General features: G+C 59.5%; 20 protein-coding genes. 6 read left to right on the plus strand and 14 right to left on the minus strand.

Features of this window, described 5'->3' with window-relative positions; translation table 11 throughout:
• Positions 1–29: 29 nt before the first annotated feature.
• On the plus strand, positions 30–1,340 hold the full coding sequence (locus tag ACP7CJ_RS25230) for a hypothetical protein (protein WP_276193290.1): 1,311 nt from the start codon (positions 30–32) through the stop codon (positions 1,338–1,340).
• Positions 1,341–1,404: 64 nt separating this feature from the next.
• Here the strand turns inward: ACP7CJ_RS25230 and ACP7CJ_RS25235 are convergent, their stop codons facing one another.
• Positions 1,405–2,730, minus strand: coding sequence for a sigma-54 dependent transcriptional regulator (locus tag ACP7CJ_RS25235; protein WP_276193291.1), 1,326 nt, complete (start codon positions 2,728–2,730; stop codon positions 1,405–1,407).
• 345 nt (positions 2,731–3,075) lie between these two features.
• Between ACP7CJ_RS25235 and ACP7CJ_RS25240 the strand changes: the two genes are divergently transcribed.
• Positions 3,076–3,336, plus strand: a complete 261-nt coding sequence (locus tag ACP7CJ_RS25240) for a hypothetical protein (RefSeq protein WP_253395286.1) — start codon at positions 3,076–3,078, stop codon at positions 3,334–3,336.
• 74 nt (positions 3,337–3,410) lie between these two features.
• Here the strand turns inward: ACP7CJ_RS25240 and ACP7CJ_RS25245 are convergent, their stop codons facing one another.
• From ACP7CJ_RS25245 to gnd, 3 genes are read right to left on the minus strand one after another with little or no spacing between them, the layout of a single operon-like run.
• Positions 3,411–4,259, minus strand: a complete 849-nt coding sequence (locus ACP7CJ_RS25245) for an HAD family hydrolase (RefSeq protein WP_426102549.1) — start codon at positions 4,257–4,259, stop codon at positions 3,411–3,413.
• Positions 4,256–5,779, minus strand: a complete 1,524-nt coding sequence (zwf, locus tag ACP7CJ_RS25250) for a glucose-6-phosphate dehydrogenase (protein ID WP_276193293.1) — start codon at positions 5,777–5,779, stop codon at positions 4,256–4,258. Before zwf ends, ACP7CJ_RS25245 begins: the two co-directional genes overlap by 4 nt.
• Complete coding sequence (gnd, locus tag ACP7CJ_RS25255; protein WP_276193294.1) at positions 5,776–6,759, minus strand: phosphogluconate dehydrogenase (NAD(+)-dependent, decarboxylating); 984 nt, start codon at positions 6,757–6,759, stop codon at positions 5,776–5,778. The genes zwf and gnd overlap by 4 nt, the downstream gene beginning before the upstream one ends.
• Before the next feature lie 269 nt (positions 6,760–7,028).
• Between gnd and ACP7CJ_RS25260 the strand changes: the two genes are divergently transcribed.
• The 4 genes from ACP7CJ_RS25260 to ACP7CJ_RS25275 all read left to right on the plus strand — a co-directional run bounded on the left by ACP7CJ_RS25260 (position 7,029) and on the right by ACP7CJ_RS25275 (position 11,830).
• The gene (locus tag ACP7CJ_RS25260; RefSeq protein WP_276193295.1) at positions 7,029–7,205 is read left to right on the plus strand and encodes a DUF6026 family protein; all 177 of its coding nucleotides are present in this window, start codon (positions 7,029–7,031) and stop codon (positions 7,203–7,205) included.
• Between the two features lie 152 nt (positions 7,206–7,357).
• Positions 7,358–9,100, plus strand: a complete 1,743-nt coding sequence (locus tag ACP7CJ_RS25265) for a phosphoethanolamine transferase CptA (protein ID WP_426102551.1) — start codon at positions 7,358–7,360, stop codon at positions 9,098–9,100.
• 127 nt (positions 9,101–9,227) lie between these two features.
• Positions 9,228–11,465, plus strand: coding sequence for a TonB-dependent siderophore receptor (locus tag ACP7CJ_RS25270; protein WP_426102553.1), 2,238 nt, complete (start codon positions 9,228–9,230; stop codon positions 11,463–11,465).
• A gap of 143 nt (positions 11,466–11,608) precedes the next feature.
• Entirely contained in the window at positions 11,609–11,830 is a 222-nt protein-coding gene (locus ACP7CJ_RS25275; RefSeq protein ID WP_426102555.1) for a hypothetical protein, read from the plus strand.
• A 99-nt stretch (positions 11,831–11,929) separates the two neighbouring features.
• On the opposite strand, the gene ACP7CJ_RS25280 is transcribed toward ACP7CJ_RS25275, so the two are convergent.
• From ACP7CJ_RS25280 to ACP7CJ_RS25325, 10 genes are all read right to left on the minus strand, one after another.
• Positions 11,930–12,421 carry a GNAT family N-acetyltransferase gene (locus tag ACP7CJ_RS25280; protein ID WP_276193300.1) on the minus strand — a complete coding sequence of 164 codons (492 nt, stop codon included), beginning with the start codon at positions 12,419–12,421 and terminating at the stop codon, positions 11,930–11,932.
• 165 nt (positions 12,422–12,586) lie between these two features.
• Positions 12,587–13,693, minus strand: a complete 1,107-nt coding sequence (zapE, locus tag ACP7CJ_RS25285; RefSeq protein ID WP_426102557.1) for a cell division protein ZapE — start codon at positions 13,691–13,693, stop codon at positions 12,587–12,589.
• Positions 13,694–13,708: 15 nt separating this feature from the next.
• Complete coding sequence (locus ACP7CJ_RS25290) at positions 13,709–14,044, minus strand: nuclear transport factor 2 family protein (RefSeq protein ID WP_276193301.1); 336 nt, start codon at positions 14,042–14,044, stop codon at positions 13,709–13,711.
• Between the two features lie 51 nt (positions 14,045–14,095).
• A complete protein-coding gene (locus ACP7CJ_RS25295) occupies positions 14,096–14,812 on the minus strand; it encodes a helix-turn-helix transcriptional regulator (RefSeq protein WP_247395734.1) in 717 nt (238 codons plus the stop codon).
• A gap of 131 nt (positions 14,813–14,943) precedes the next feature.
• Positions 14,944–17,601, minus strand: coding sequence for an aminopeptidase N (gene pepN / locus ACP7CJ_RS25300; RefSeq protein ID WP_426102559.1), 2,658 nt, complete (start codon positions 17,599–17,601; stop codon positions 14,944–14,946).
• Positions 17,602–17,614: 13 nt separating this feature from the next.
• On the minus strand, positions 17,615–18,445 hold the full coding sequence (locus ACP7CJ_RS25305; RefSeq protein WP_276193304.1) for a DUF2797 domain-containing protein: 831 nt from the start codon (positions 18,443–18,445) through the stop codon (positions 17,615–17,617).
• A complete protein-coding gene (locus tag ACP7CJ_RS25310; protein ID WP_247395729.1) occupies positions 18,442–18,702 on the minus strand; it encodes a YeaC family protein in 261 nt (86 codons plus the stop codon). The genes ACP7CJ_RS25305 and ACP7CJ_RS25310 overlap by 4 nt, the downstream gene beginning before the upstream one ends.
• Positions 18,703–18,714: 12 nt before the next feature.
• Complete coding sequence (locus ACP7CJ_RS25315; RefSeq protein ID WP_426102561.1) at positions 18,715–19,587, minus strand: rhomboid family intramembrane serine protease; 873 nt, start codon at positions 19,585–19,587, stop codon at positions 18,715–18,717.
• Entirely contained in the window at positions 19,584–20,555 is a 972-nt protein-coding gene (locus ACP7CJ_RS25320; protein WP_247395727.1) for a metallophosphoesterase, read from the minus strand. Before ACP7CJ_RS25320 ends, ACP7CJ_RS25315 begins: the two co-directional genes overlap by 4 nt.
• Positions 20,555–21,445: an NAD(+) kinase gene (locus tag ACP7CJ_RS25325; RefSeq protein WP_003217892.1), complete on the minus strand. Its 891-nt coding sequence runs from the start codon at positions 21,443–21,445 to the stop codon at positions 20,555–20,557. Before ACP7CJ_RS25325 ends, ACP7CJ_RS25320 begins: the two co-directional genes overlap by 1 nt.
• Between the last annotated feature and the right edge of the window lie 144 nt (positions 21,446–21,589).

Consider the following 21,589-nt stretch of genomic DNA (forward strand, 5'->3'; position numbering starts at 1 on the left):
TACGCATTAAGAATGGGACGGCTTATTTCATGCATCGATCGTTATCGTTACGTGCCGTGGTTTGTTTGAGTACGCTCCTGCCGGCGTCCGCGCTATACGCCGCACCGGACACCGATATCGAAACCTTGAAACAGGAACTTCTGGAGCTCAAGCAACGTTATGAAGTGCAGCAAAAAGCACTGGCAGTACTGGAGCAACGCGTTCGACAAGTAGAAGACCAACCCGCAACACCCACCCCTAGACGCTTGGTCAAGTCGCCTGCCGACTTGAGAAAAGGCGGCACCACCGTGGCAGGCAACACGCCAGGGGTGGGCGCGGCGGCGGCATCGGGCGGTGCAGCCGGCGGCAGTTCCTACGGGCAAAGCCTGAAGGATGACTCGGCGCCCGCACAAAGTGTGAGCAACTTGTACAACGAGGCCAGTGGCTTTTTTGGCAATGGCAAGTTCAGCTTTGAAACCGGCGTCACCTATGCCCGCTATGACGCACGCCAGTTATCCCTTAACGGCTTTCTGGCGCTGGACTCGATCTTCCTCGGCAATATCAACTTGGACCGGATCAAGTCGGACAGTTGGACCGTGGATCTGACCGGACGCTACAACTTGGACAACCGTTGGCAGTTCGATGTGAACGTGCCGGTGGTGTATCGCGAGTCGACGTACCAGTCCGGCGGTGCCGGCGGCAGCGCCAATACCACATCGGAAGGCTCGGTTACCCGGGACCCGACTATCGGCGATGTGAACTTCGGCATTGCGTATAAATTCCTCGACGAGAGTGCCAGCCTGCCGGATGCAGTGGTGTCGTTACGGGTCAAGGCGCCTACCGGCCAAGATCCTTATGGCATCAAGCTGATCGAATCGCCCACCAACTCTAACCTCGCCGTGCCGGAAAGCCTGCCGACAGGTAACGGCGTGTGGTCGGTGACGCCGGGCATCTCCCTGGTCAAGACCTTCGACCCGGCGGTGCTGTTCGGTTCGCTGTCCTACACCCATAACTTCGAGGATTCGTTCAGCGACATCAGCCCCAACGTCAACCAGACAGTACCCGGCAAGGTTAGCCTGGGCGACAGCTTCCAGTTAGGTGCCGGTGTCGCCTTCGCCCTCAACGAGAAAATGAGTATGTCGTTCTCGGTGTCCGACCTCGTGCAACGCAAGAGCAAGGTCAAGCAGAGCGGCTCGGATTGGCAATCGGTGGTCTCCAGCGATGCCAACGCCGGTTATTTCAACGTGGGCATGACCATCGCAGCGTCGGATAACCTGACGATCGTGCCGAACCTGGCCATTGGCATGACGGCTGATGCGCCGAACTTCACCTTCAGTCTGAAATTCCCGTACTACTTCTAAACCGCACTCAAGGAAAAGCCCCGCAACGATAAGGGTCGTTGCGGGGCTTTTCGGTTTACCCGCCCTAGCGGATCTGGTGTTTGTGCAATAACCGGTAGAACGTCGGCCGGGAAATCCCCAGCACACGCGCCGCGACACTCAGGTTGTCGCTGTGCCGGTTGAGCACATCGCACAGCGCCTGGCGTTCGGCGCGGTGTTTGTAGTCTTCCAGTGTAGCCATCGGCGACGAAATTGCCTGCTGACCTTGCAAACCCAGATCAACGGCTTCGATTTGCCGCCCTTCGGCCAGTACCAGGCCCCGACGTACACGGTTGGCCAGCTCGCGCACATTGCCCGGCCAAGGGTGCTGCCCCATTGCCACCAGCGCGTCTTCGCTGAAACTGCGCGGACGGCGCCCGGTTTCCTGGCTGTAGAAGCGCGCAAAGTGGTTGGCCAGCATGGCGACGTCGCCGTGGCGCTCGCGTAACGGCGCAGTGACCACTTGCAGTACATTCAAACGGTAATACAAGTCTTCACGAAACGTACCCTTTGCCACGGCGGCTTCCAGGTCGACGTGAGTCGCCGCCAGCACCCGCACATCCACCGGGATGGGCTGGCTGCCGCCGACACGCTCGATCTGTTTTTCCTGCAGGAATCGCAGCAGGTTGGCCTGCAGCTCCATCGGCAAATCGCCGATCTCATCAAGAAACAAAGTGCCACCGTTGGCCGCCTCGATCCGCCCGACCTTGCGCTGATGGGCGCCAGTAAATGCGCCCTTTTCGTGGCCAAACAGTTCGGATTGGATCAGGTGTTCGGGGATCGCGCCGCAGTTGATCGCGACAAACGGCTTGGCATGGCGCTGGGATTGGCGGTGCAGGGTTTTGGCCACCAGCTCTTTGCCGGTGCCGCTGTCGCCACGGATCAGCACCGGGGACTCGGTGGGTGCCAACTTGGACAACAACTTGCGCAGCTCGCGGATCGGTCGGCTGTCGCCCAGCAGCTCATGTTCGGGCTCGTCCACTGCGGTATAGCCCTTGCCCCGCAGCCTTGCCATGCCAAAGGCGCGGCCAAGGGTGACCTGCACCCGGGACACATCAAACGGCAAGGTATGGAAGTCAAAAAACCATTCGCAGACAAAATCCCCGACGTTCTGCAGCCGCAACACATCCTGGGTGAGCACCGCGATCCACTCAGTGCCGCTGCGGCTAATCAGCTCCTTGACGGCTTCGGGCCGCTCCAGGTGATACGGCTGCAAACGCAGCAAACCCACATCGCAGGATCGATCACCCACGGCCGCCAACGTACAGCTGTCCACTTGCCATCCCGCCGCACACAAGCCGGGCGACAGCTCATGGCAGTCATCACAGGGGTCGACCACGAGCAAGCGGCGTTGCGCAGGTGTACCAATCATGACTATTCCTTGGCGCCAGAATTGCTAAAGTTATTTATAAACAAAGGTTTGTGATGCTTGTACGTTACAGTATCAAAATCTTGACAGTTGCCTTGTATCGTTTTGCTATATGTTTTGGCAAAAAGCCACTCAAGCGTCAGCTCCGACAAAAAAAGCCGTTCCCGATGAGTGCCGTATTCGGCTTTCAAAACAGCCGCTTACATGACGCTAATCACGGAAAGTTGAAATTTGTTGCTCTAACATGTGACCCGTACCCCGCCATCGCGCATCAGTACAAGTAACTCGCCGCACGGTCAGCCCAACCGACGGCACTCACTTGATTGGGCATTTAGAGAGAAGACCTACATGAACGCCCCGCTCCGCATCAACGAAGCTCTTTTGATCGCAGACCGTGCTTTCCGGCCCTTCCAGTGCGTGGCCTGGCATGATGGCAACGGCGCCCTCAGCCTGAGCGTCATCGACCGCACCAATACCCGTATCGGCACTAAGCAGCTGTCATCGAGTACCTACACCGACCCGGCGCAACTAGAAGACTTGTTATTGCAGGCGCGCGCCGAGCTCGATAAAGATGGCCACCAGCTGCAGTCTTGGGCCATGCCGAAGTAATTCGAAACTGCAACTGGCGAGCACTGCGCTGTAAACGGCAGGGCTCGCCACTTCAGTATTAAAACGCCGATGCTCTAACTTGGCGTATCGAACACTTTGTGTGGCACCTTGAGAATAAACCGCTCGATCGCTTGCGCCGCACCGTCCTCAAGATTGCTGCCGGTGACGACATCGGCTTGGCGCTTGACGGCCTCTTCAGCCTGCCCCATGGCAATCGACAACCCGGCCACATGAAACATCGCCGGGTCGTTGCCACCATCGCCGATAACCGCCGTCTGTGCCAAAGGCACCCCGAGGTGCGCGGCCAAGGTTTTCAAGGCCTCGCCTTTGTTGGCCATCATGGCGGTTACATCCAGGTAGATCGGTTGCGAACGCGATACTTGGGCCAAGCCCTGCACCTTGGGCTGTAATTGCGATTCCAGCTCCACCAGCAATTGCGTGTTGCGACTGGCGGCGACGATCTTGTCGACCCGATCCAGGTAAGGTTCGAAACTCTCCACCACCAGCGGCCCATACCCCAGGCCAGCGGTTTCAACCGCCACCATCGGCCCAGGCGGGTCGCGCCGCAGCCATTCGCCGTCGGCAAACAGCCAGACTTCCACGTCCGGCTCCCCGGAAAACAGCGCCAATGTCACCAGCGCCGCCTCCGCCGGCAGGCGGTGCGCCACCAGCACAGTTCCGTCAGGGTTGACCAGCGTGCCTCCATTGAAGCCCGCCACCGGCACGTCGATGCCAAACGCTTGGATCATCTTCAACATGGCCTTGGGCGGACGCCCACTGGCAAGGCTGAACAACACGCCCGCTTCACGCAAAGCGCGAACCGTTGAAAGGGTGCGCCGGGTCGGGGTGTGATCCGGACGCAATAAAGTGCCGTCCATATCACTCAATACAAACCGGATGGGATGATTCGTTGCATCACTCATCCGAGCGAGTGCCAGGCGCGGCCATCGCGGGCCAGCAACGCATCAGCCGCTGCAGGGCCATCTTCACCGGCCTTGTAGGCCTGAATCCCGTCATCTTCCTTCCACGCATCGAGAAACGGCTGCACCGCACGCCAGCCGTTTTCGATGTTGTCGGCGCGCTGGAAAAGGGTCTGATCGCCGGTCATGCAATCGTAGATCAAGGTTTCGTAACCCGTCGACGGCTGCATTTCGAAGAAGTCTTCGTAGGCAAACCCCAACTCAATGTTAGCCATGTCCAAGGTCGGCCCAGGCCTTTTCGCCAGCAGGTCAAACCACATGCCTTCGTTGGGCTGGATCTGGATCTTAAGGAAAGTGGGCTTGAGTTCACTCACCTCAGTGTCGCGGAACTGCGCATAGGGCGCTGGCTTGAAGCAGATCACGATCTCGGTATCGCGAATGCTCATGCGCTTGCCAGTGCGCAGGTAGAACGGCACACCCACCCAGCGCCAGTTGTCGATCATCACTTTCAGGGCGACGAACGTCTCGGTGCTGCTGTCGGGCGCGACGTTGGCTTCTTCGCGGTAGCCGGGCACCTGCTTGCCGCCAATCTCACCGGCGGCGTACTGCCCACGCACCGAATTAGCCCGCGCATCCGCTGCGGACCAGGGGCGCACGGCACCGATCACCTTGGCCTTTTCACCCCGCACTGCGTCGGCGCCAAACGCCGCCGGCGGCTCCATGGCGACCATCGCCAGCAGTTGGAACAGGTGGTTGGGCACCATGTCGCGCAGGGTGCCGGTTTTTTCGAAGAAATTACCCCGGGTTTCCACGCCGACGGTTTCGGCGGCGGTGATTTGTACGTGGTCGATGTAATGGTTGTTCCAGAACGCTTCGAACAGCACGTTGGAGAAACGGCTGATCAGGATGTTCTGTACCGTTTCCTTGCCCAGGTAATGATCGATGCGATAGATCTGCTTCTCGCTCATCACCTTGAGCAAGCAGGCGTTCAAGGCTTCGGCGGTGGCCAGATCGGAACCGAACGGCTTTTCGATCACCACGCGGCGGAAGTGATCGTCGGTTTCCGTCAACAGACCGGCACTGCCCAGGCGCTGCACCACTTCACTGAAGAAACGCGGTGCGGTGGCCAGGTAGAACACCGCATTGCCGGTGCCGCTGTCGGTGATTTTCTTGGCAATATCCGCGTAGGTGCCGTCGTCGAGGAAATCACCCTCGACGTAGCTGATACCGTTGGCCAACTGCGCCCACAGCTGTGGGTCCAGTGCGTTGTCGGCATTGCCCTTGACCTTGCTCGCGGCTTCGGTGCGAATGAAGTCCTCGAGTTTTTTGGCAAAGTCGGCATCGCTGATGGCGTTGTGATCAACGCCGACAATGCGCAGGCCGTTGCCCAGCAGCCCGTCACGACTCAGGTTGTACAAGGCCGGCATGAGCAGGCGCTTGACCAGGTCGCCATGGGCGCCAAACAGAAACAGCGTGGTGGGAGGAGCGGGTTCGGTCTTGGGTTTCTTGCCGTTATCGGTCATTTTTTGGAAGTCTCCACGTGACCACCGAAGCCAAAGCGCATGGCAGAGAGCATTTTGTCACCGTAGGTGCTCTGCTGGCGCGAGCGGAAACGCGCAAACAAAGACGTGGACAACACCGGCACCGGCACGGCTTGTTCCATGGCGGCTTCGATGGTCCAGCGGCCTTCACCGCTGTCGGCAACCGAGCCGGAATAGCCGTCGAGTTTCGGGTCGGTGGCCAAGGCGTCGGCGGTCAGGTCCAGCAGCCAGGACGACACCACGCTGCCACGGCGCCAGACTTCGGCGATATCGGCAACATTCAGGTCAAAGCGCTGGTCTTCGGCCAGGTTTTCCGAGTTTTTGGTCTTGAGGATGTCAAAGCCTTCGGCAAACGCCTGCATCATCCCGTACTCGATGCCGTTGTGAATCATCTTTACGAAGTGCCCGGAACCCGCAGGGCCCGCATGAATGTAACCGTGCTCGGCGCGGGGGTCAGCGGCGGCGGAGCGGTCCTTGGTACGCGGGATGGTACCCAGGCCCGGCGCCAGGCTGGCGAAGATCGGGTCGAGGCGCTGCACGGTCTCGGTGTCGCCACCGATCATCATGCAGTAGCCACGCTCCAGGCCCCAGACACCGCCCGAGGTGCCGACGTCGACGTAGTGCAGGCCTTTTTCCGACAGGGCCTTGGCGCGACGCACGTCGTCCTTGTAGTTGGTGTTGCCGCCGTCGATGATCACGTCACCGTCGTCCAACAGCTCGCTCAACTCATTGATGGTGTTTTCGGTGGGGTCACCTGCCGGCAGCATCACCCACACGGCGCGAGGCTTTTGCAGCCCGGCGACCAGCGCCTTCAAATCGGCGACGCCGGTGGCGCCCTCTTCGCTCAGGCCTTTGACAAATGCTTCGTTACGGTCGTAAACAACGGTGGTATGCCCATTGAGCATCAGGCGCCGCGCAATATTACCGCCCATGCGGCCTAGTCCAATAATCCCCAGTTGCATGTGCTGATGCTCCTAACTACTAAAAAATGTGTGGCATAGTTTATAGCGCAACGAGGCTAATGAGGGTTAGTCCAGCGCAGATCGGCGTAGTTTCATGACAAAAAAGTAGCCAGCATTTCACCATCACCCCCGCAAAAGTCACACGACCACTAAAAATATAAAAGTTCCATTGATACTGAAAAGAATTCAGAATTGCCTCCGACTGATGCCGAGAACCTTGAATCATGCGTTCTGGCACCGCGATCTACCGGCTATTTGCGAGGTAAGCAATGAGCACAGCACAGATGACCCGCCCGCCACAGACCCTCTACGTCAGCATCCGTCGTGACGAGTTGCGCCAATTGAAGGCCGAACGCGACCAACTGCAACAGGAAGTCTTGCGCCTGCGCTCACACCTGCAAGGCCAGCTGGATAAGCCTTCCAGCCCACAGCCCGCCCTCTGCTGAACGGCTTTGTGAGGCAATCCCTACAAAAAACTCACAAAGTTTTCACACGCCCATCACGATACTCGCGCCCGAAGGGCCGCCTCACACAAGGGCGGCCTCTGCTGCGTGCGTTCCTGCGCGTCAGCTGAAAAATTATTGGGTTGGAGCGCTGGATGGCGATGTTCAAACGCAGCACTACGTCTGCGAAAGGTTTTGATTGGGCCGGCTTGGGTTGGCTGTTCCTGTTTTTCTGGTACTTCTCGGGTATTACCCAACTGCTGATTCAACTGACCGGCACTTCCGGTTTCAGTGGCTTTCGCCAAGCCTTCTTCATGAGTGCACTGTGGTTGGCGCCGATGTTGTTATTCCCACACCGTACACGCCTGCTGGCCGCCCTGATCGGTGTAGTGCTGTGGGCTTGCTCCATGGCCAGCCTGGGTTATTTCTTCATTTATCAGCAGGAATTCTCCCAGAGCGTCATCTTCATCATGTTCGAGTCGAACATTTCTGAAGCGGGCGAATACGCCACCCAATATTTCGCCTGGTGGATCGTGCTGGCTTTCATTGCGCACACCGCCTTCGCCATCTTCCTGTGGACGCGCTTGCGCCCGGTTTACCTGCCTCGCGGCCAGTCGATAGTGGCAGCGGTAGCCATTGTGCTGGCCGTCGTCGGCTACCCGCTGGTCAAGCAGATCGCCACGAGCGGAACCATGGAACAGGCCATCGACCGCTTCGAATCCCGCATCGAGCCGGCCGTGCCATGGCAAATGATCGTCGCCTACCGCCGCTACACCGAGCAACTGGACAACATGCAAGGCATGCTGACCAGCGCCAGCCAGATCCCACCGTTGAAAAACCTTAAGGACAGCATGGCCGGCCAGCCTTCGACCCTGGTGTTGGTGATCGGCGAGTCCACCAACCGTCAGCGCATGAGCCTCTATGGCTACCCGCGCAGTACTACGCCGGAACTGGACAAACTGCGTGACCAACTGGCGGTGTTCGATAACGTCATTACCCCTCGCCCCTACACGATTGAAGCGCTGCAACAGGTCCTGACCTTCGCCGACGAAGAGAACCCGGACCTCTACCTCAAGACGCCGTCGATTGTCAGCATGATGAAGCAGGCCGGCTACAAAACCTTCTGGATCACCAACCAGCAGACCATGACCAAGCGCAACACCATGCTCACGACCTTTTCCGAACAGGCCGACGAGCAGGTCTACCTGAACAACAACCGCAACCAGAACGCCCGCCAATACGACGGTGACGTGCTGGCGCCGTTCGCCAAGGCCCTGGCCGACACTGCCGAGCGCAAGCTCATCGTGGTCCACCTGCTGGGCACGCACATGAGCTACCAGTACCGCTATCCGCCAACCTTCGAGAAGTTCACCGATCGCCAGGGCGTTCCGGACGCTATCAGCGATGCTCAGTTGCCGGTCTACAACAGCTACGACAACGCGGTGCTGTACAACGACTTCGTGGTATCGAGCCTGATCAAGGACTACGCCAAGACCGACCCCAACGGTTTCCTGCTGTACCTGTCGGACCACGGTGAAGACGTGTTCGACTCCGCAGGCCGCAGCACCCTGGGCCGTAACGAAGGCAAGCCGACGGCGCCGATGTACACCATCCCATTCATGGCCTACGCCTCACCTAAATGGCGCGAAAGCCACGACTGGAAATTTGCCGGTGACCTGCAACGGCCCTACAGCAGCTCACAGCTGATCCACACCTGGGCTGACTTGGCCGGTCTAAGTTTCGATGGGCTGGACCACAGCAAAAGCCTGGTCAGCGACAGCTTCAAACCGCGCCCGTTGCTGATCGGCAACCCCTACGAGTCCCAGCAGAAAGCCCTGATCGACTTCAGCCTGATCAAACCGAAGACCGCCGAGACTGCCGACGTGGTGATCAAGTAAACAGGCTTCGTAACAGAAAGATAACAATTATTCTCGTTTAAACCTAAAGTTCCACGCCTCCTTTCGTCTTTGAGCCAAGGTCTTTTCTTACTGAGAAGGCCGCAAAGACGACAAGGAGTCTTCCGCGATGTTCGCGCCCCTTACCCGTTCCATGACCTTTACCCTCAGCCTGTTCAGCCTGGTGCTGAGCCCTGACCTGCGGGCTGAAACCGACCCCGAACAGATACCGCCTCCCGCGCTGGAGCTAGGCAGCACCAACATCACCGCCGAAGGCTTGGGTGCCAATACCGAGCACACCGGGGCCTACACCACCAGCTCGATGAGCACCGCCACCCGGCTGAACCTGTCGATCAAGGAAACCCCTCAATCCATTTCGGTGGTCACCCGCCAGCAGATGGACGATTTCAATCTCAATACCCTGACCGACGCCTTGCGCCAGACCACCGGCGTGACGGTTCAGCATTTGGATTCGGACCGGGCCAGTTACTCCTCCAGGGGTTATTCGATCAATAACTTCCAAGTGGATGGCATGCTCAATACGTTCGGGCGCATGAAGTCCGACTCGGACACCATCATCTACGACCGTATCGAAGTAGTACGCGGCGCCACCGGCCTGACCACCGGTGCCGGCGATCCCTCGGCCACCGTCAACATGATCCGCAAACGCCCGACCGCTCAGTGGCAAGCCAAGACCGGCGTCAGCGGCGCCAGCCATGACAACTACTACAGCTACCTGGATGTGGGCGGCCCACTGGCCTTTGACGGCCGGCTGCGCGGGCGCACAGTGATGGCTTACCGTGACAGCCAATCCTTTCGCGACAACTACGCGCTGCAACGGGAAGTGGGCTACGGCATTCTGGAAGCCGACCTGACGGACGACACCGTGGTAGCCGTAGGCTTCGACTACCAGAACAAACACGTGCAAGGCACTTCCTGGGGCACCTTGCCCTACTGGAACAGCGACGGCAGCAAGGCCAATCTTTCGCGCTCGGCCAACCTCGCGGCCGACTGGAGTTCCTGGCCACTGAAGGACAAGACCACCTTAGCCTCCATCGACCACAAGCTGTCGACGGACTGGCGCCTGAAAGCCGCATACACCCATCGGCAAAGCGATACCGACGGCAAGGTATATTACGGCGGCGCCGGTTTTCCGAATGCCGATGGCAGCGGCATGACGGCCTGGACCAACCAGATGGTCGGCACCTCGAAAATGGATGCGGTGGACTTTAACCTGGCGGGCGCCTATTCGCTGTTGGGGCGCGAACATGAGTTGATGGTGGGTTACGGCGAATCCGAGCAGCGCGACACGTCCCCCTTCCAACGTTTTGTAACACCCCAAGGCTACGAAACCATCGAAGACTGGAAGCACATGGGCGGCATCGGCAAATTCGCCGACCGCACCACCGGCCTCAAGGGTGAACACAGCAGCAAAAAACAGAAGGCCGGCTACCTCGCCACGCGCTTGAGCTTGACCGAGAAGTTGCACGCAGTACTGGGCAGCCGATATGGCAGTTGGGAAATCGAAAGCGTCTCTCCCAAATACAACCTCGATAACCAGTTGACCGCCTCAACCAAATCCAGCCAGACCCACACGGATATGTGGACACCTTACGCAGGCGTGCTCTACGACCTGACGCCGGAATACACGGTGTACGCCAGCTACACCGATATCTTCAACCCCCAGGACGAGCGGGACGCCAGCAAAAAATATCTCGAACCGGTGGTCGGCAGTAACTATGAAATCGGCCTCAAGGGCAGCCTGCTCAATGAGCGTTTGAACCTGTCCACAGCGTATTTCTGGAGCACCCAGGATAACGTCGCCGAACTCGACAATGCGGCCCCGCCAGACCCGGTCACCCGCGAGCAGTTCTACAAATCCGGCGGCAAAGGCAACAAGGTGCAAGGCTTTGAAGTGGAGGTATCGGGCGAAATCATGCCGGACTGGAACCTCACGGCGGGCTACACCTACACCCATTCGCTCAACGGGGATAAGCAGCGCAACAACACCGACCAGCCGATGAACATGCTGAAGATGTCGACGGCCTATCGCCTGCCGGGGGCGTGGCGCGGGTTGACGGTGGGCGGCGCAGTCAATTGGCAGAGCGACTTCTACGACTTCGCCGAGCGGCCGATCGGCGGTCGGGACCAGGATGGCTACCTGCTCACCGACTCCACCAAGATCACCCAGCAGGCCTACACCGTGGTCAACCTGATGTCGCGCTACCAGTTCGACGAACATGTTTCGGCTTCGGTTAACGTCAACAACCTGTTCGATAAAAAATATTATGAACGCGTCGGCTTTTATAATGGCGTGTACTGGGGGGACCCTCGCTCGATAACCTTGGCACTGGACTGGAAACTCTAACCACCCTCACCCAAAGTTAACGATATTGTTAACTTTCGGTGCTTCCCACGTTAATACCCGCTTAATAAGTTGCCCGCACAATCGCCCCATGACTCCGATCAGGGACCGAACGGACACCGATCACACTGACTGGGAACACCTTGATGAAACTCTCGACTTTGATGCTTGCTGGCCTGATAACCCTGACCTCTGCGGCCGCTTTCGCAGAAGACGGATCGGAGCGCTCGAAAGAGTTCTACAACAACTTCACCTTCGTGCAGCAAAAAACTCACGGCACCAATGAACAAACAGCGTCCGCCGACGGCAAGACATTAAAGCGCGATACTGTTGATCAATCAAGTGCAGAGCCACAACCAAAAAGTTAATTTAAGCGTTACTTAATTCACATTACCCTGTGCCATTTTGCTCCGTTGGCAAAGTTTAACTTGGCGCCATTGAATGGCGCCTTTTTGGCCTGTGACTTATTACAACGGCTTATTCCAAAACAACATACGCCCATGGGCCGGATCAAATACCGAGTCGTCAAAACCGTACTTGCGGTACGCCGATTGCGCCACAGCATTGCCCTCGAGCACTTCCAAGGTGATCTTGCAGCAGCCACGCTGACGGGCGATCTCCTCGACCTTCTGCAGCATTTTCTGGCTCAGCCCCAGGCCCCGAAACTGATTCATCACGGCCACATCGTGGACATTGACCAGCGGGCGGCAGGCGAAGGTGGAAAACCCTTCAAAGCAATTGACCAACCCCGCAGGCTCGCCTCCCACGAATGCCAAGACACTGAACGCATGCGGGCGCTTGGCCAGTTCAGCCGGCAGTTGTTGCAGCAGATCGGCTGGCAGGCTGTGGCCGCCACCCATAGGGTCTTCAGCGTAATGATTGAGCACCAGGGCGATGGCCTCGGCATGCACAGGATTGGTGTAGCTGGCTTGCAGCACCAGGATGTCAGGGGTATCCATTTCCTTCCTCGATAACGACAAACAAGGGAATCAGCTCCCTCTGAGGAGGACGATTGTAAGCGTGGAGCAGGCGCTAGATGAAGGAGATTAGCGACAAAAAGCTGCCGGAAAGCGCGAAGGTTATCCGCATCGAAAGCCGCTATAGGCCTTGCACGAGGCTTTTTCCTACACCCCAAAGCGCTGCAATTGCATCTCCTGCAAGCGGCTCAAGGTTCGCCGGAAAGGGAATTCCAGATAGCCTTCGGTATAGAGACTTTCCAACGGCACTTTAGCCTCGATGAACAGTGGCACCTTGCGGTCGTAGCATTCATCCACCAGGGCGATAAAGCGCCGCACGCTGTCATCGTGTACTGACAACTCGGGCAACTCGCGATCACCGGCCGCCACCCGCTGGACACCGTCCTCGGTGCCTCGGGCGATGCGCCCCGGACGCTTTTGCGCACTCAGGTTGGGGACCTCACCCAGCAGGATCGCCTTGAAACGATCACACAGCAGCATGAAATCCATCGCCGCCAAAGGTTGCTCGCACAGGTCGGCATACCGGCACCACAGCACCGTGTCGCTGGCCTGCACCGCCACAATGCAGCGATGACCGACACTGACCTCCCCGTGGCGCACCGCTTGGCCCTCGCTCAATTGGTTGAACACCGCGGCCAGTGCATCCGGTTGATCGACCCAATAGCGTTGCACGCCGACGCCCGGGTGCAAGCGATGGTCTTCGCCACCGTCTACGGCAACCACTTGCAGGTGCTGCTTGATCGCCGCAATGCCCGGCAGGAAGCGCTCGCGATTGAAGCCGCCGGCATAGAGCTGCTCGGGCGGTTGATTGGACGTGCAGACCATCACCACGCCTTCTTCGAACATCACCTGGAACAAGCGGCCGAGGATGATTGCGTCACCGATGTCATTGACGAACAACTCGTCAAAGCACAGCACGCGCACCTCTTGGGCCAACTCACGGGCCAACGCTTGCAACGGGTCATGGGTGCCGGTGAGCTGGAACGAACGCTGGTGTACCCAGCCCATGAAGTGATGAAAATGCTGGCGCCGCGCGGGCACGCGCAGGCTAAGGTAGAACTGGTCCATCAAGCAGGTTTTGCCCCGGCCCACCGGCCCCCAGAGGTAAACCCCGAGGATCGGCGAACGCCCCTGATGCAAGGCCTGGTGGCAGGCTTGCAGGGCATCCACCGCGCGGCGCTGGGCATCGTCGGCGACGAAGCCTAACTGGGCAGTGGCGTATTGATAAGCAGCGAGAGGCGAGTCGAAAGTCATGCGCGCCATTATGACTTACAAGGAGATATCCAGCCGTGAAATCTTGCCCTGTTCATTCAAGCGAAAGGTATAGCGCAGCTCCAGCGGGCTACCGGGGAAGTTACCGGAAACCACATTGTTGACCAATACCTTGCCGGTACGATGCTGCACGTTAAGTACTTCGACCCGGGACTGATAACGCTGCGCGGTGTCTTCCATCCAACGTGCGATGGCAGCGGTGCCGACCTGGTGCGCACCTTCATCGAACACGTTGGCGTCGTCGGCAAAACAGTGGGCAACAGCCGAGGTGTCGCGGGCATTGGTTGCCGCAATATAGGCCGCGATGGCCGGGGCCAGTTCAGCGAGGGACATGTCACAACTCCTTTGTGGTGATTTATGACGCGATGCTAAACCAGGGCTGTGTCAGTTTTTGTCAGGAGTAAACGGCGAGGATTGCTGCTGCTCCATCAACTTGCGCCAGGCCCGCAGCCAGTCACTGCGGCGCCCCGGATAACGCTCGCCCCGAGCCTCGGCGGCCGCCACGCGGTCGGTGCGAAAGGTGCGATACGCGCCCCGCAGTTCGCACCAGGCCACGATCACCCGCACCTCATTGAGAAAGCCCAGCGCCAGGGGCCAAATCAGCCGTTGGCTCTGAGTCTGGCTTGCATCGGCGTAATCGACATGCAATTTGGCCTGATTGCGAATGGCTTCGCGAAACACATTGAGCGGTACGCGGTTTTCCGGGTAGCCGAACCCTGGCGGGCCAGGTAGCAGCGTCGGGTTGCGCAACGCTTCCTGGGCGGCAGGGTCCAGCACGTCGGCAATTTTCGCCAAGGCATTGGCCGCGGCATGGCTCAAGACGTCGTCGCCACGCTGATCCACATAGCGCAGGCCGAGCACGATGGCTTCGGTTTCCTCGGCGTTGAGCATCAATGGCGGCAGAAACAGCCCGCTGCGCAGCACATACCCTACCCCGGCCTCGCCAAAAATCGGCGCCCCCAACGCGGTCAATTCGGCGATGTCGCGATACAGCGTGCGCTCGGACACCTCCAACTGTGCCGCCAGCACGGCAGCGGTCACCGGACGCTTCTTGCCCCGCAGGGCCTGGAGCAACGTCAGTAAACGAGTGGTACGCGACACATTGAGCCCACCGGAAAAGGAAAGTGGCCAGCTTATCAGAGCACCCTGTCAGAAAATGTCAGCAGCAGCTCGGCCACCCACTATCCGGGGCGAAAAAAAACGGCCTACCGGCCGTTTTTTAATTGCGTGGTTTACGCAAGGCTCTTGCTGACTACCTCAAACACATCGCTCGACAGTTCACCGCAGGCACGAATGCGCTCCAGCTCCGCCTTCATCAGCGCCTGCCGCGCGCTGTCGTATTTGCGCCAGCGGGTCAATGGCGCCAACTGGCGCGAGGCGATCTGCGGGTTGAAGCCGTTCAACTGAATCACCAGGTCCGCCAGGAAGCGATAGCCCGAACCGTCCGCGGCGTGGAAGTTGATCAGGTTCTGCCCGGCAAACGCGCCCACTAGCGCGCGTACTTTGTTCGGGTTCTTGATAGTGAACGCCGGATGTTCCATCAACGCCTTGACCCGCGCCAGCCCGCCCGGCAACACGCTGCCGGCCTGCACGCTGAACCACTGGTCCATGACCAGCGGGTTGTCCTTGAAGGTTTCGGCAAACGTCGCCAGGGCCTTGGCTTTTTCCGCCTCGAACGGCGAATTCACCAACACCGCCAATGCAGTCAGGCGTTCGGTCATGTTGTCGCTGGTATCGAACTGGTCCAACGTCGCCGCCAGCACTTGCGGCTTGCCGCTGAGCATCAGGTACGACAGCGCAATGTTCTGCAAGGCACGCAGGGCAAAGTGCTCGGCAGCCGCCACATACGGGGTTTGCTTGGACAGTTCGCGGTTGGCCTGGTAACGCAGCCACAAGCCTTCAAACAGGTGGTCGGCCAGTTGTTTGCGGGCAAACTCGCGAGCGGTGTGAATGGCGTCGACATCGGCCACTTCACTGATTTCCGTCAGGTAGGCTTCACCTGGCAGCGAGAGCATTTCCGCGACCATCGCCTGGTCCAGGCTTTCATCGCTCAATACCGTGCGCAATGCGTCGATCAGGCGCTGATCCAGCTTCAGCGGCTGACCCGCTTGATACTGGCCAATCAGCTCCTGCAACACCTGCACCGACAGTTGCTGGCCGGCATCCCAGCGATTGAAGCCGTCGCTGTCGTGCTGCATCAGGAACATCAGCTGATCACGGGTGTATGGGAAGCTCAGTTTCACCGGCGCCGAGAAACCGCGCAGCAGCGAAGGCAGCGGTTGTTCAGCGATATCGACGAAGGTGAAGGTCTGCTCGGCCTCGGTCACCGAAATCACGCGGGACGTGCTGGCAGCGCTTGCCTCACCGGCCAGGCGCAACGCAATAGCGGCACCCTTGGCGTCCAGCAGACCCAATGCCACTGGCATCACGAACGGCAGCTTTTCCACCTTGTCCGGCGTTTCCGGGCAGCTCTGGCGGAAAGTCAGGCTGTAGGTTTTGGCCGCCGCATCGTAGGACTCGCTCACCGCCAAGCGTGGCGTACCGGCCTGGCTGTACCAACGCTTGAACTGGCTGAGGTCGGCGCCGTTGGCGTCTTCCATGGCCTTGATGAAGTCGTCGCAGGTCACGGCCTGACCGTCATGGCGTTCGAAATAGAGGTCGCTACCTTTGCGGAAGCCTTCGGCGCCGAGCAACGTGTGGATCATACCGACCACTTCCGAGCCCTTTTCGTACACCGTCAGGGTGTAGAAGTTGGAAATCTCGATAAAGCTATCCGGGCGCACGGCGTGGGCCATGGGACCGGCGTCTTCGGCGAACTGGTGAGTGCGCAGGTAGGCCACATCCTGGATGCGTTTTACCGTGGCCGAGTTCATGTCCGCAGAGAAGCCCGAGTCGCGGAACACGGTGAAGCCTTCCTTGAGCGACAGTTGGAACCAGTCGCGACAGGTCACGCGGTTGCCCGACCAGTTGTGGAAGTACTCATGGGCGACGATCGCCTCGACCCGCTGGTGTGCGGCGTCGGTGGCGGTTTCGGCGCGGGCCAGCACGGCGCTGGAGTTGAAGATATTGAGGCCCTTGTTCTCCATGGCGCCCATGTTGAAGTCGTTGACGGCGACGATCATGAAGATGTCGAGGTCGTACTCCCGGCCGTAGGTCTCTTCATCCCAGCGCATGGATTTTTTCAAACTGATCATGGCGTGCTGGCACTTGTCGATATTTTCCGGCTCGACATAGATACGCAGCGCCACGGTACGGCGGGTCATGGTGGTGAAGCTGTCTTCGACACACCACAAATCACCGGCCACCAGCGCGAACAGGTACGCCGGCTTCTTGAACGGGTCTTCCCAGGTGGCCCAGTGACGGCCGTCTTCGCCAGGACCGCTGGCAATCGGGTTGCCGTTGGACAGCAGCACCGGGTAGCTGTGTTGCTCGGCGATCACGGTGGTGGTGAAGGTACTCATCACGTCCGGACGGTCGAGGTAGTAAGTGATCTTGCGGAACCCTTCGGCCTCGCACTGGGTGCAAAACATGCTGCCGGACTTGTACAAGCCTTCGAGGGCGGTGTTGGTTTCCGGGTGGATCTTGACGGTGGTGTCGAGGGTGAAGGCCTCACTCGTGGGCTGCACGGTCAGGTGGCTGTCGGTCAACTGATAGTCGGCGTCCGTCAATTCCTGGTCAGCCAGGTTCACGCTCAACAGTTCGAGCTGCTGGCCGTCCAGCACCAACGGCGGCAAGCCGGCGCCACGCTCGGGGTTGCGGCGCATCACCAACTGCGCGTGGACCAGGCTGTGGTCCTCGAACAACTCGAAGGTCAGGTGCGTCTCGTCGATCAGGTAGTCCGGCGCCTGATAGTCCTTCAGGTAAATCATCTTCGGTTGTTCGGTGCGCATGGATGGCATCCTTTTACTGATGCACGGCGAGCTGGTAGGCCGTGTACTTACGAATATTGATGACGCCGGTGTCGAAGATCAGGTATTGGCCCTTGATCCCCAACAGCGTGCCTTCGGCAATCGGGTTCTTGTCCAGGTTGAAACTGACGATCTTGGTCGGGTATTGCTCAATCGGGTAACGGATTTCGATCGGTTCAATGTCGGCAACCGTTTGGATGGCTTGCAGGCCAAAGCGTTCCTGCAAACTCACCAGGCCGTCGGCGCAAGACGCGAACAGCTCATCGCGCACCTGCTTGAGGTCGACCGATTGCGCATCGCCCTTGAGCAAGGCACGCCAGTTGGTTTTGTCGGCCACCTGGCTGCGGAACAGGTCTTCGACGAAACCGGACTGCTGGCGCGTGGACACACGCACGATCGGCAGCGCCTGGCTGGCGCCCTGGTCCAGCCAACGCGTGGGCAATTGGGTGGCGCGGGTGATGCCGACCTTGACGCCCGACGAATTGGCCAGGTAGACCACATGGTCGGTCATGCAGAACTGCTCGCCCCACGCCGGATCACGGCAGGTGCCGGCGGCGTAATGACAACGCTCGGGGCTCATGATGCACAGGTCGCACTGGGCCAGTTTGGTCATGCACGGGTAGCAATAACCCTGGCTGAAGCTGGTCTTGGTCTTGCGGCCGCAATGGCTGCAATGGATCGCACCGAGGTATTCCAGGCGCACATGGGTGCCGATCAACGGGTTGACCGGCACCTCGGTATCGCCCAGACGAAACGCGTATTGAACAGTCGGCTCACCGAGTTGCGCCGACATTTTGCTGACTGCACCGCGACCAATTTCAATCAATGGATCGCATCCGACTTAAACAGGATGTTCGGCACGGTGGTCGACTTAGACTGGCATTCCTGCGGGCCCATATAACCGGTGCGCTGGTCTTCCGGCACGTTCTGGATTTCCCATGCGATCATCGCTTGCAACGACAGCTCACGCTGTTCGGCGGTGAGCTTGCGGCCGTCGGACCATTTGCCGATTTCGACGGCGAGCTTGAGGCTCTCGTAGATGTCCGGGGTGATGTTTTCGATCATTTCAGCAAAAGAGGACATTCAGGCTCTTCCTTAACGAATAGTGGATTTGCGACGACTGTACAAACCGCCCAACAAGCCGGTCAGGCAACCGATGGCCAGGCCGCCGACATGGGCGGCGTTGGCGATTTCGCCGAAACCGATCATCGAGACCAGCCCCGACAGGCACAGCACCAGCCACACCAGCATCATCACCAGTACCCCACGGGGCAGGCGATAGGCCGGGTTGGGCGAGAGGAGTTGATAGATCCAGCAGTGTCCCAGCAGCCCATACAACACGCCGGACAAGCCACCAAACAGGCCCGGGCCGCCATAGGTGTATTGAGCGAAGTTGGAGGCCAGGCTGAACAACAGCGTCAGGCCCAGCAGGTTGATACTGCCCTGGCGCGCTTCAATGCGTCGTCCCAGCTCCCAGTACCACATGCCATTCATGGCCAGGTGCAGGATGCCGAAGTGGATCAGCATCGGCGTGACCAGCCGCCACCACTGGCCCGAGGCCAATGTATCGGCCAGCGGCGTGAACTGGATGTACTCACCCATCACCCGGAACGGCAGGAAGGTCAGCCAGGCCATGGCTTGCAGGTTTTCACCGAGCAAGGTCACCGCGCCGACGATCAGGCTCGCCAGCAGCACCAGCGCCGTCACCGGGCTATGGCGCACTTGCTGAACAACCCCCGGGCGCGTGACCGGTGCCTGCTCGGGAATATCCAGTTGCTGGTCCGGATCGCCGGCCGGAAAACGTTGATACAAGACGCGCACGTCGTCGCTGATGGTCTCGGGCACCCACAACACCTGCTCGCCCGCTTCTTCACTGACGCGATGGGGCACCTGCATGCGTTGCAGCAGTTTGACGAAACCGCCCAGGTCGACGCTCAGCGGCAAGCGTAATACGGGCACGGCACTCATGTAATCACCTCGGGGCGCTCAACGTCGACCCATACGAATTTATGCGGATCGAGGCGGGTTTCCTGATCCAGTCGATACGCCACCAGCTTGCCGTACAGCACCGCGCTGTAGTCCAGGCAGGCCAGGTTCGGACGGATCGGCGCCGGTTTGCCGCTGCGCCAGTAATGTCCGACGAACAGCACAGGCTCGTCGACGCCGTAGCGCAACAGGGAATTCTTTTCAGAAGACGACAACGGTGTCCGCGCCACCGGCTCCGGCAATGCATCGGGCTGGAACACGATGTCGCCGTAGGTTTTCGGGTCTTCCTCCCAGAACTTGGTGCGAAAGAACGAACGCGTCAGGCCATCGCCGCCGGTCAGGGTCAAACCGTCCGGCAGACGCATGTCGGTGCCGCGCAGCAGGCGGTCGAAGGCGTTGCAGGCGAAACTGCCCGGCACCGCGGCGGCCTGCAGGAAATGCTGATCGATACAGCCATCCGGAAAGGTCGCGCGCAGCGGCTGGATGAACCCGTCATCCCAGCACGCATGCACCACGCGGAAACGTCCGGCGTCGACAAACAGTGGCATGTCATAAAACCAGCCAAGGAAGTCGTGCCAGTCGCCCGGGTGATGCTCGAATTGGGTCAGGGTCTCGTGAATCAACCGCTCGTGCCGTGGCGTGTGTTCGCGCACGAACTGCTTGCCGCTGCCCGGCGGCGCGGGCGTGGCCCAGCCCAGGGCATTGAACTCGTGGTTGCCCATGATGCATAACGCCTGCCCGGCCTCGGCCATGTCATGGACGATGTGCAGCGCCTCGCGAATCCGCGGGCCACGGTCGATGATGTCGCCGAGGAACACCGCCATGCGCGACGGATGACACCAGGTGCCAGCGTGCTTGTGGTAGCCCAACTGGTCGAGCAAGTGCTCAAGCGTATGGGCGCAACCGTGCACATCGCCAATCAGGTCGTAGCTACGCGCGGGATCGAGCATCAGTCGCCTCCACCCCCCAAGCGGCTGCCCCAGCCCAACTTGGTGCGGCACACTTCATAGTAGTTGTGGTCCAGCGGATGGATCAGCCGCAGCTTCTGCGCCTTTTTGCTCACGGTGATGGTGTCGCCGGGGGCGCAGGTGAAGTGGTTCTGCCCGTCACAGGAGACTTGCGGGTAAATCTGCATGTCTTTGGAAACCACGATTTTCAGCTCACTGTTGCCGTCGACCACGATAGGCCTGCTGGACAACATATGGGGGTACATCGGCACAATCACAATGGCATCAAGCTTGGGGTGCATGATCGGTCCACCCGCCGACAGCGCATAGGCGGTAGAGCCGGTGGGCGTGGCGACGATCAGGCCATCGGCCTTTTGGCTGCACACGAACTGGCCGTCGATATACAACTCGAATTCGATCATCCGCGTGGATTTGCCGGGGTGCAGCACCACATCGTTGAGGGCATCGCCCTGGCCAATGGCTTCGCCGTGGCGACGCACTTCGGCCTGCAGCAGGAACCGGTTCTCCACCAGGTAATGGCCGTCGAGCACCTTGGCCACTTCAACTTCCAGCTCATCGGGACGAATATCGGTCAGGAACCCCAGGCTGCCACGGTTAATCCCCAGCACCGGCACGTTATGCCGCGCCAGCGCCCGTGCGGCGCCGAGCAGGCTGCCGTCGCCGCCGACCACAATCACCATGTCACACACTTCACCGAGCATCTTGCGCGACGAGGTTTGCAGGCCATGGCCCGGGAGGATTTCGGCGATGGTGTCTTCGAGGATCACATGCAGGTGGCGCTCGAGCAGAAACTTTTTCAGCCGGCGGACGGTGTCCAGCACCTGGGTACTGCCCAGGCGACCGATAATGCCGATATTGCGAAATTGCTCCATGGGGCTCCTGCGGGATTGGGGGTGTGGCAAAAAAGAACGATTATGGGCGAAAGGCCCCGTCAGGCAAAATCCTTTGTCGCTGTGAAGCCTTGATGACAACGCTTCTCAGCCACCCGACCTTGCGTAAAAGGCTATGCTCGGACC

It is taken from the genome of Pseudomonas sp. PSPC3-2, from assembly GCF_049897085.1.
Lineage (GTDB): Bacteria > Pseudomonadota > Gammaproteobacteria > Pseudomonadales > Pseudomonadaceae > Aquipseudomonas > Aquipseudomonas paraveronii.

Excerpts from the sequence above, each read along its gene's own strand:
- ACP7CJ_RS25235 (WP_276193291.1), bottom strand. The coding sequence starts at position 2,730 with ATGATTGGTACACCTGCGCAACGCCGCTTGCTCGTGGTCGACCCCTGT.
- ACP7CJ_RS25240 (WP_253395286.1), top strand. The coding sequence starts at position 3,076 with ATGAACGCCCCGCTCCGCATCAACGAAGCTCTTTTGATCGCAGACCGT.
- zapE (WP_426102557.1), bottom strand. The coding sequence starts at position 13,693 with ATGACTTTCGACTCGCCTCTCGCTGCTTATCAATACGCCACTGCCCAG.
- gnd (WP_276193294.1), bottom strand. The coding sequence starts at position 6,759 with ATGCAACTGGGGATTATTGGACTAGGCCGCATGGGCGGTAATATTGCG.
- ACP7CJ_RS25325 (WP_003217892.1), bottom strand. The coding sequence starts at position 21,445 with ATGGAGCAATTTCGCAATATCGGCATTATCGGTCGCCTGGGCAGTACC.
- ACP7CJ_RS25275 (WP_426102555.1), top strand. The coding sequence starts at position 11,609 with ATGAAACTCTCGACTTTGATGCTTGCTGGCCTGATAACCCTGACCTCT.
- zwf (WP_276193293.1), bottom strand. The coding sequence starts at position 5,779 with ATGACCGATAACGGCAAGAAACCCAAGACCGAACCCGCTCCTCCCACC.
- ACP7CJ_RS25270 (WP_426102553.1), top strand. The coding sequence starts at position 9,228 with ATGTTCGCGCCCCTTACCCGTTCCATGACCTTTACCCTCAGCCTGTTC.
- ACP7CJ_RS25260 (WP_276193295.1), top strand. The coding sequence starts at position 7,029 with ATGAGCACAGCACAGATGACCCGCCCGCCACAGACCCTCTACGTCAGC.
- ACP7CJ_RS25245 (WP_426102549.1), bottom strand. The coding sequence starts at position 4,259 with ATGAGTGATGCAACGAATCATCCCATCCGGTTTGTATTGAGTGATATG.
- ACP7CJ_RS25310 (WP_247395729.1), bottom strand. The coding sequence starts at position 18,702 with ATGTCCTCTTTTGCTGAAATGATCGAAAACATCACCCCGGACATCTAC.
- pepN (WP_426102559.1), bottom strand. The coding sequence starts at position 17,601 with ATGCGCACCGAACAACCGAAGATGATTTACCTGAAGGACTATCAGGCG.
- ACP7CJ_RS25230 (WP_276193290.1), top strand. The coding sequence starts at position 30 with ATGCATCGATCGTTATCGTTACGTGCCGTGGTTTGTTTGAGTACGCTC.
- ACP7CJ_RS25280 (WP_276193300.1), bottom strand. The coding sequence starts at position 12,421 with ATGGATACCCCTGACATCCTGGTGCTGCAAGCCAGCTACACCAATCCT.
- ACP7CJ_RS25315 (WP_426102561.1), bottom strand. The coding sequence starts at position 19,587 with ATGAGTGCCGTGCCCGTATTACGCTTGCCGCTGAGCGTCGACCTGGGC.
- ACP7CJ_RS25290 (WP_276193301.1), bottom strand. The coding sequence starts at position 14,044 with ATGTCCCTCGCTGAACTGGCCCCGGCCATCGCGGCCTATATTGCGGCA.
- ACP7CJ_RS25320 (WP_247395727.1), bottom strand. The coding sequence starts at position 20,555 with ATGCTCGATCCCGCGCGTAGCTACGACCTGATTGGCGATGTGCACGGT.
- ACP7CJ_RS25265 (WP_426102551.1), top strand. The coding sequence starts at position 7,358 with ATGGCGATGTTCAAACGCAGCACTACGTCTGCGAAAGGTTTTGATTGG.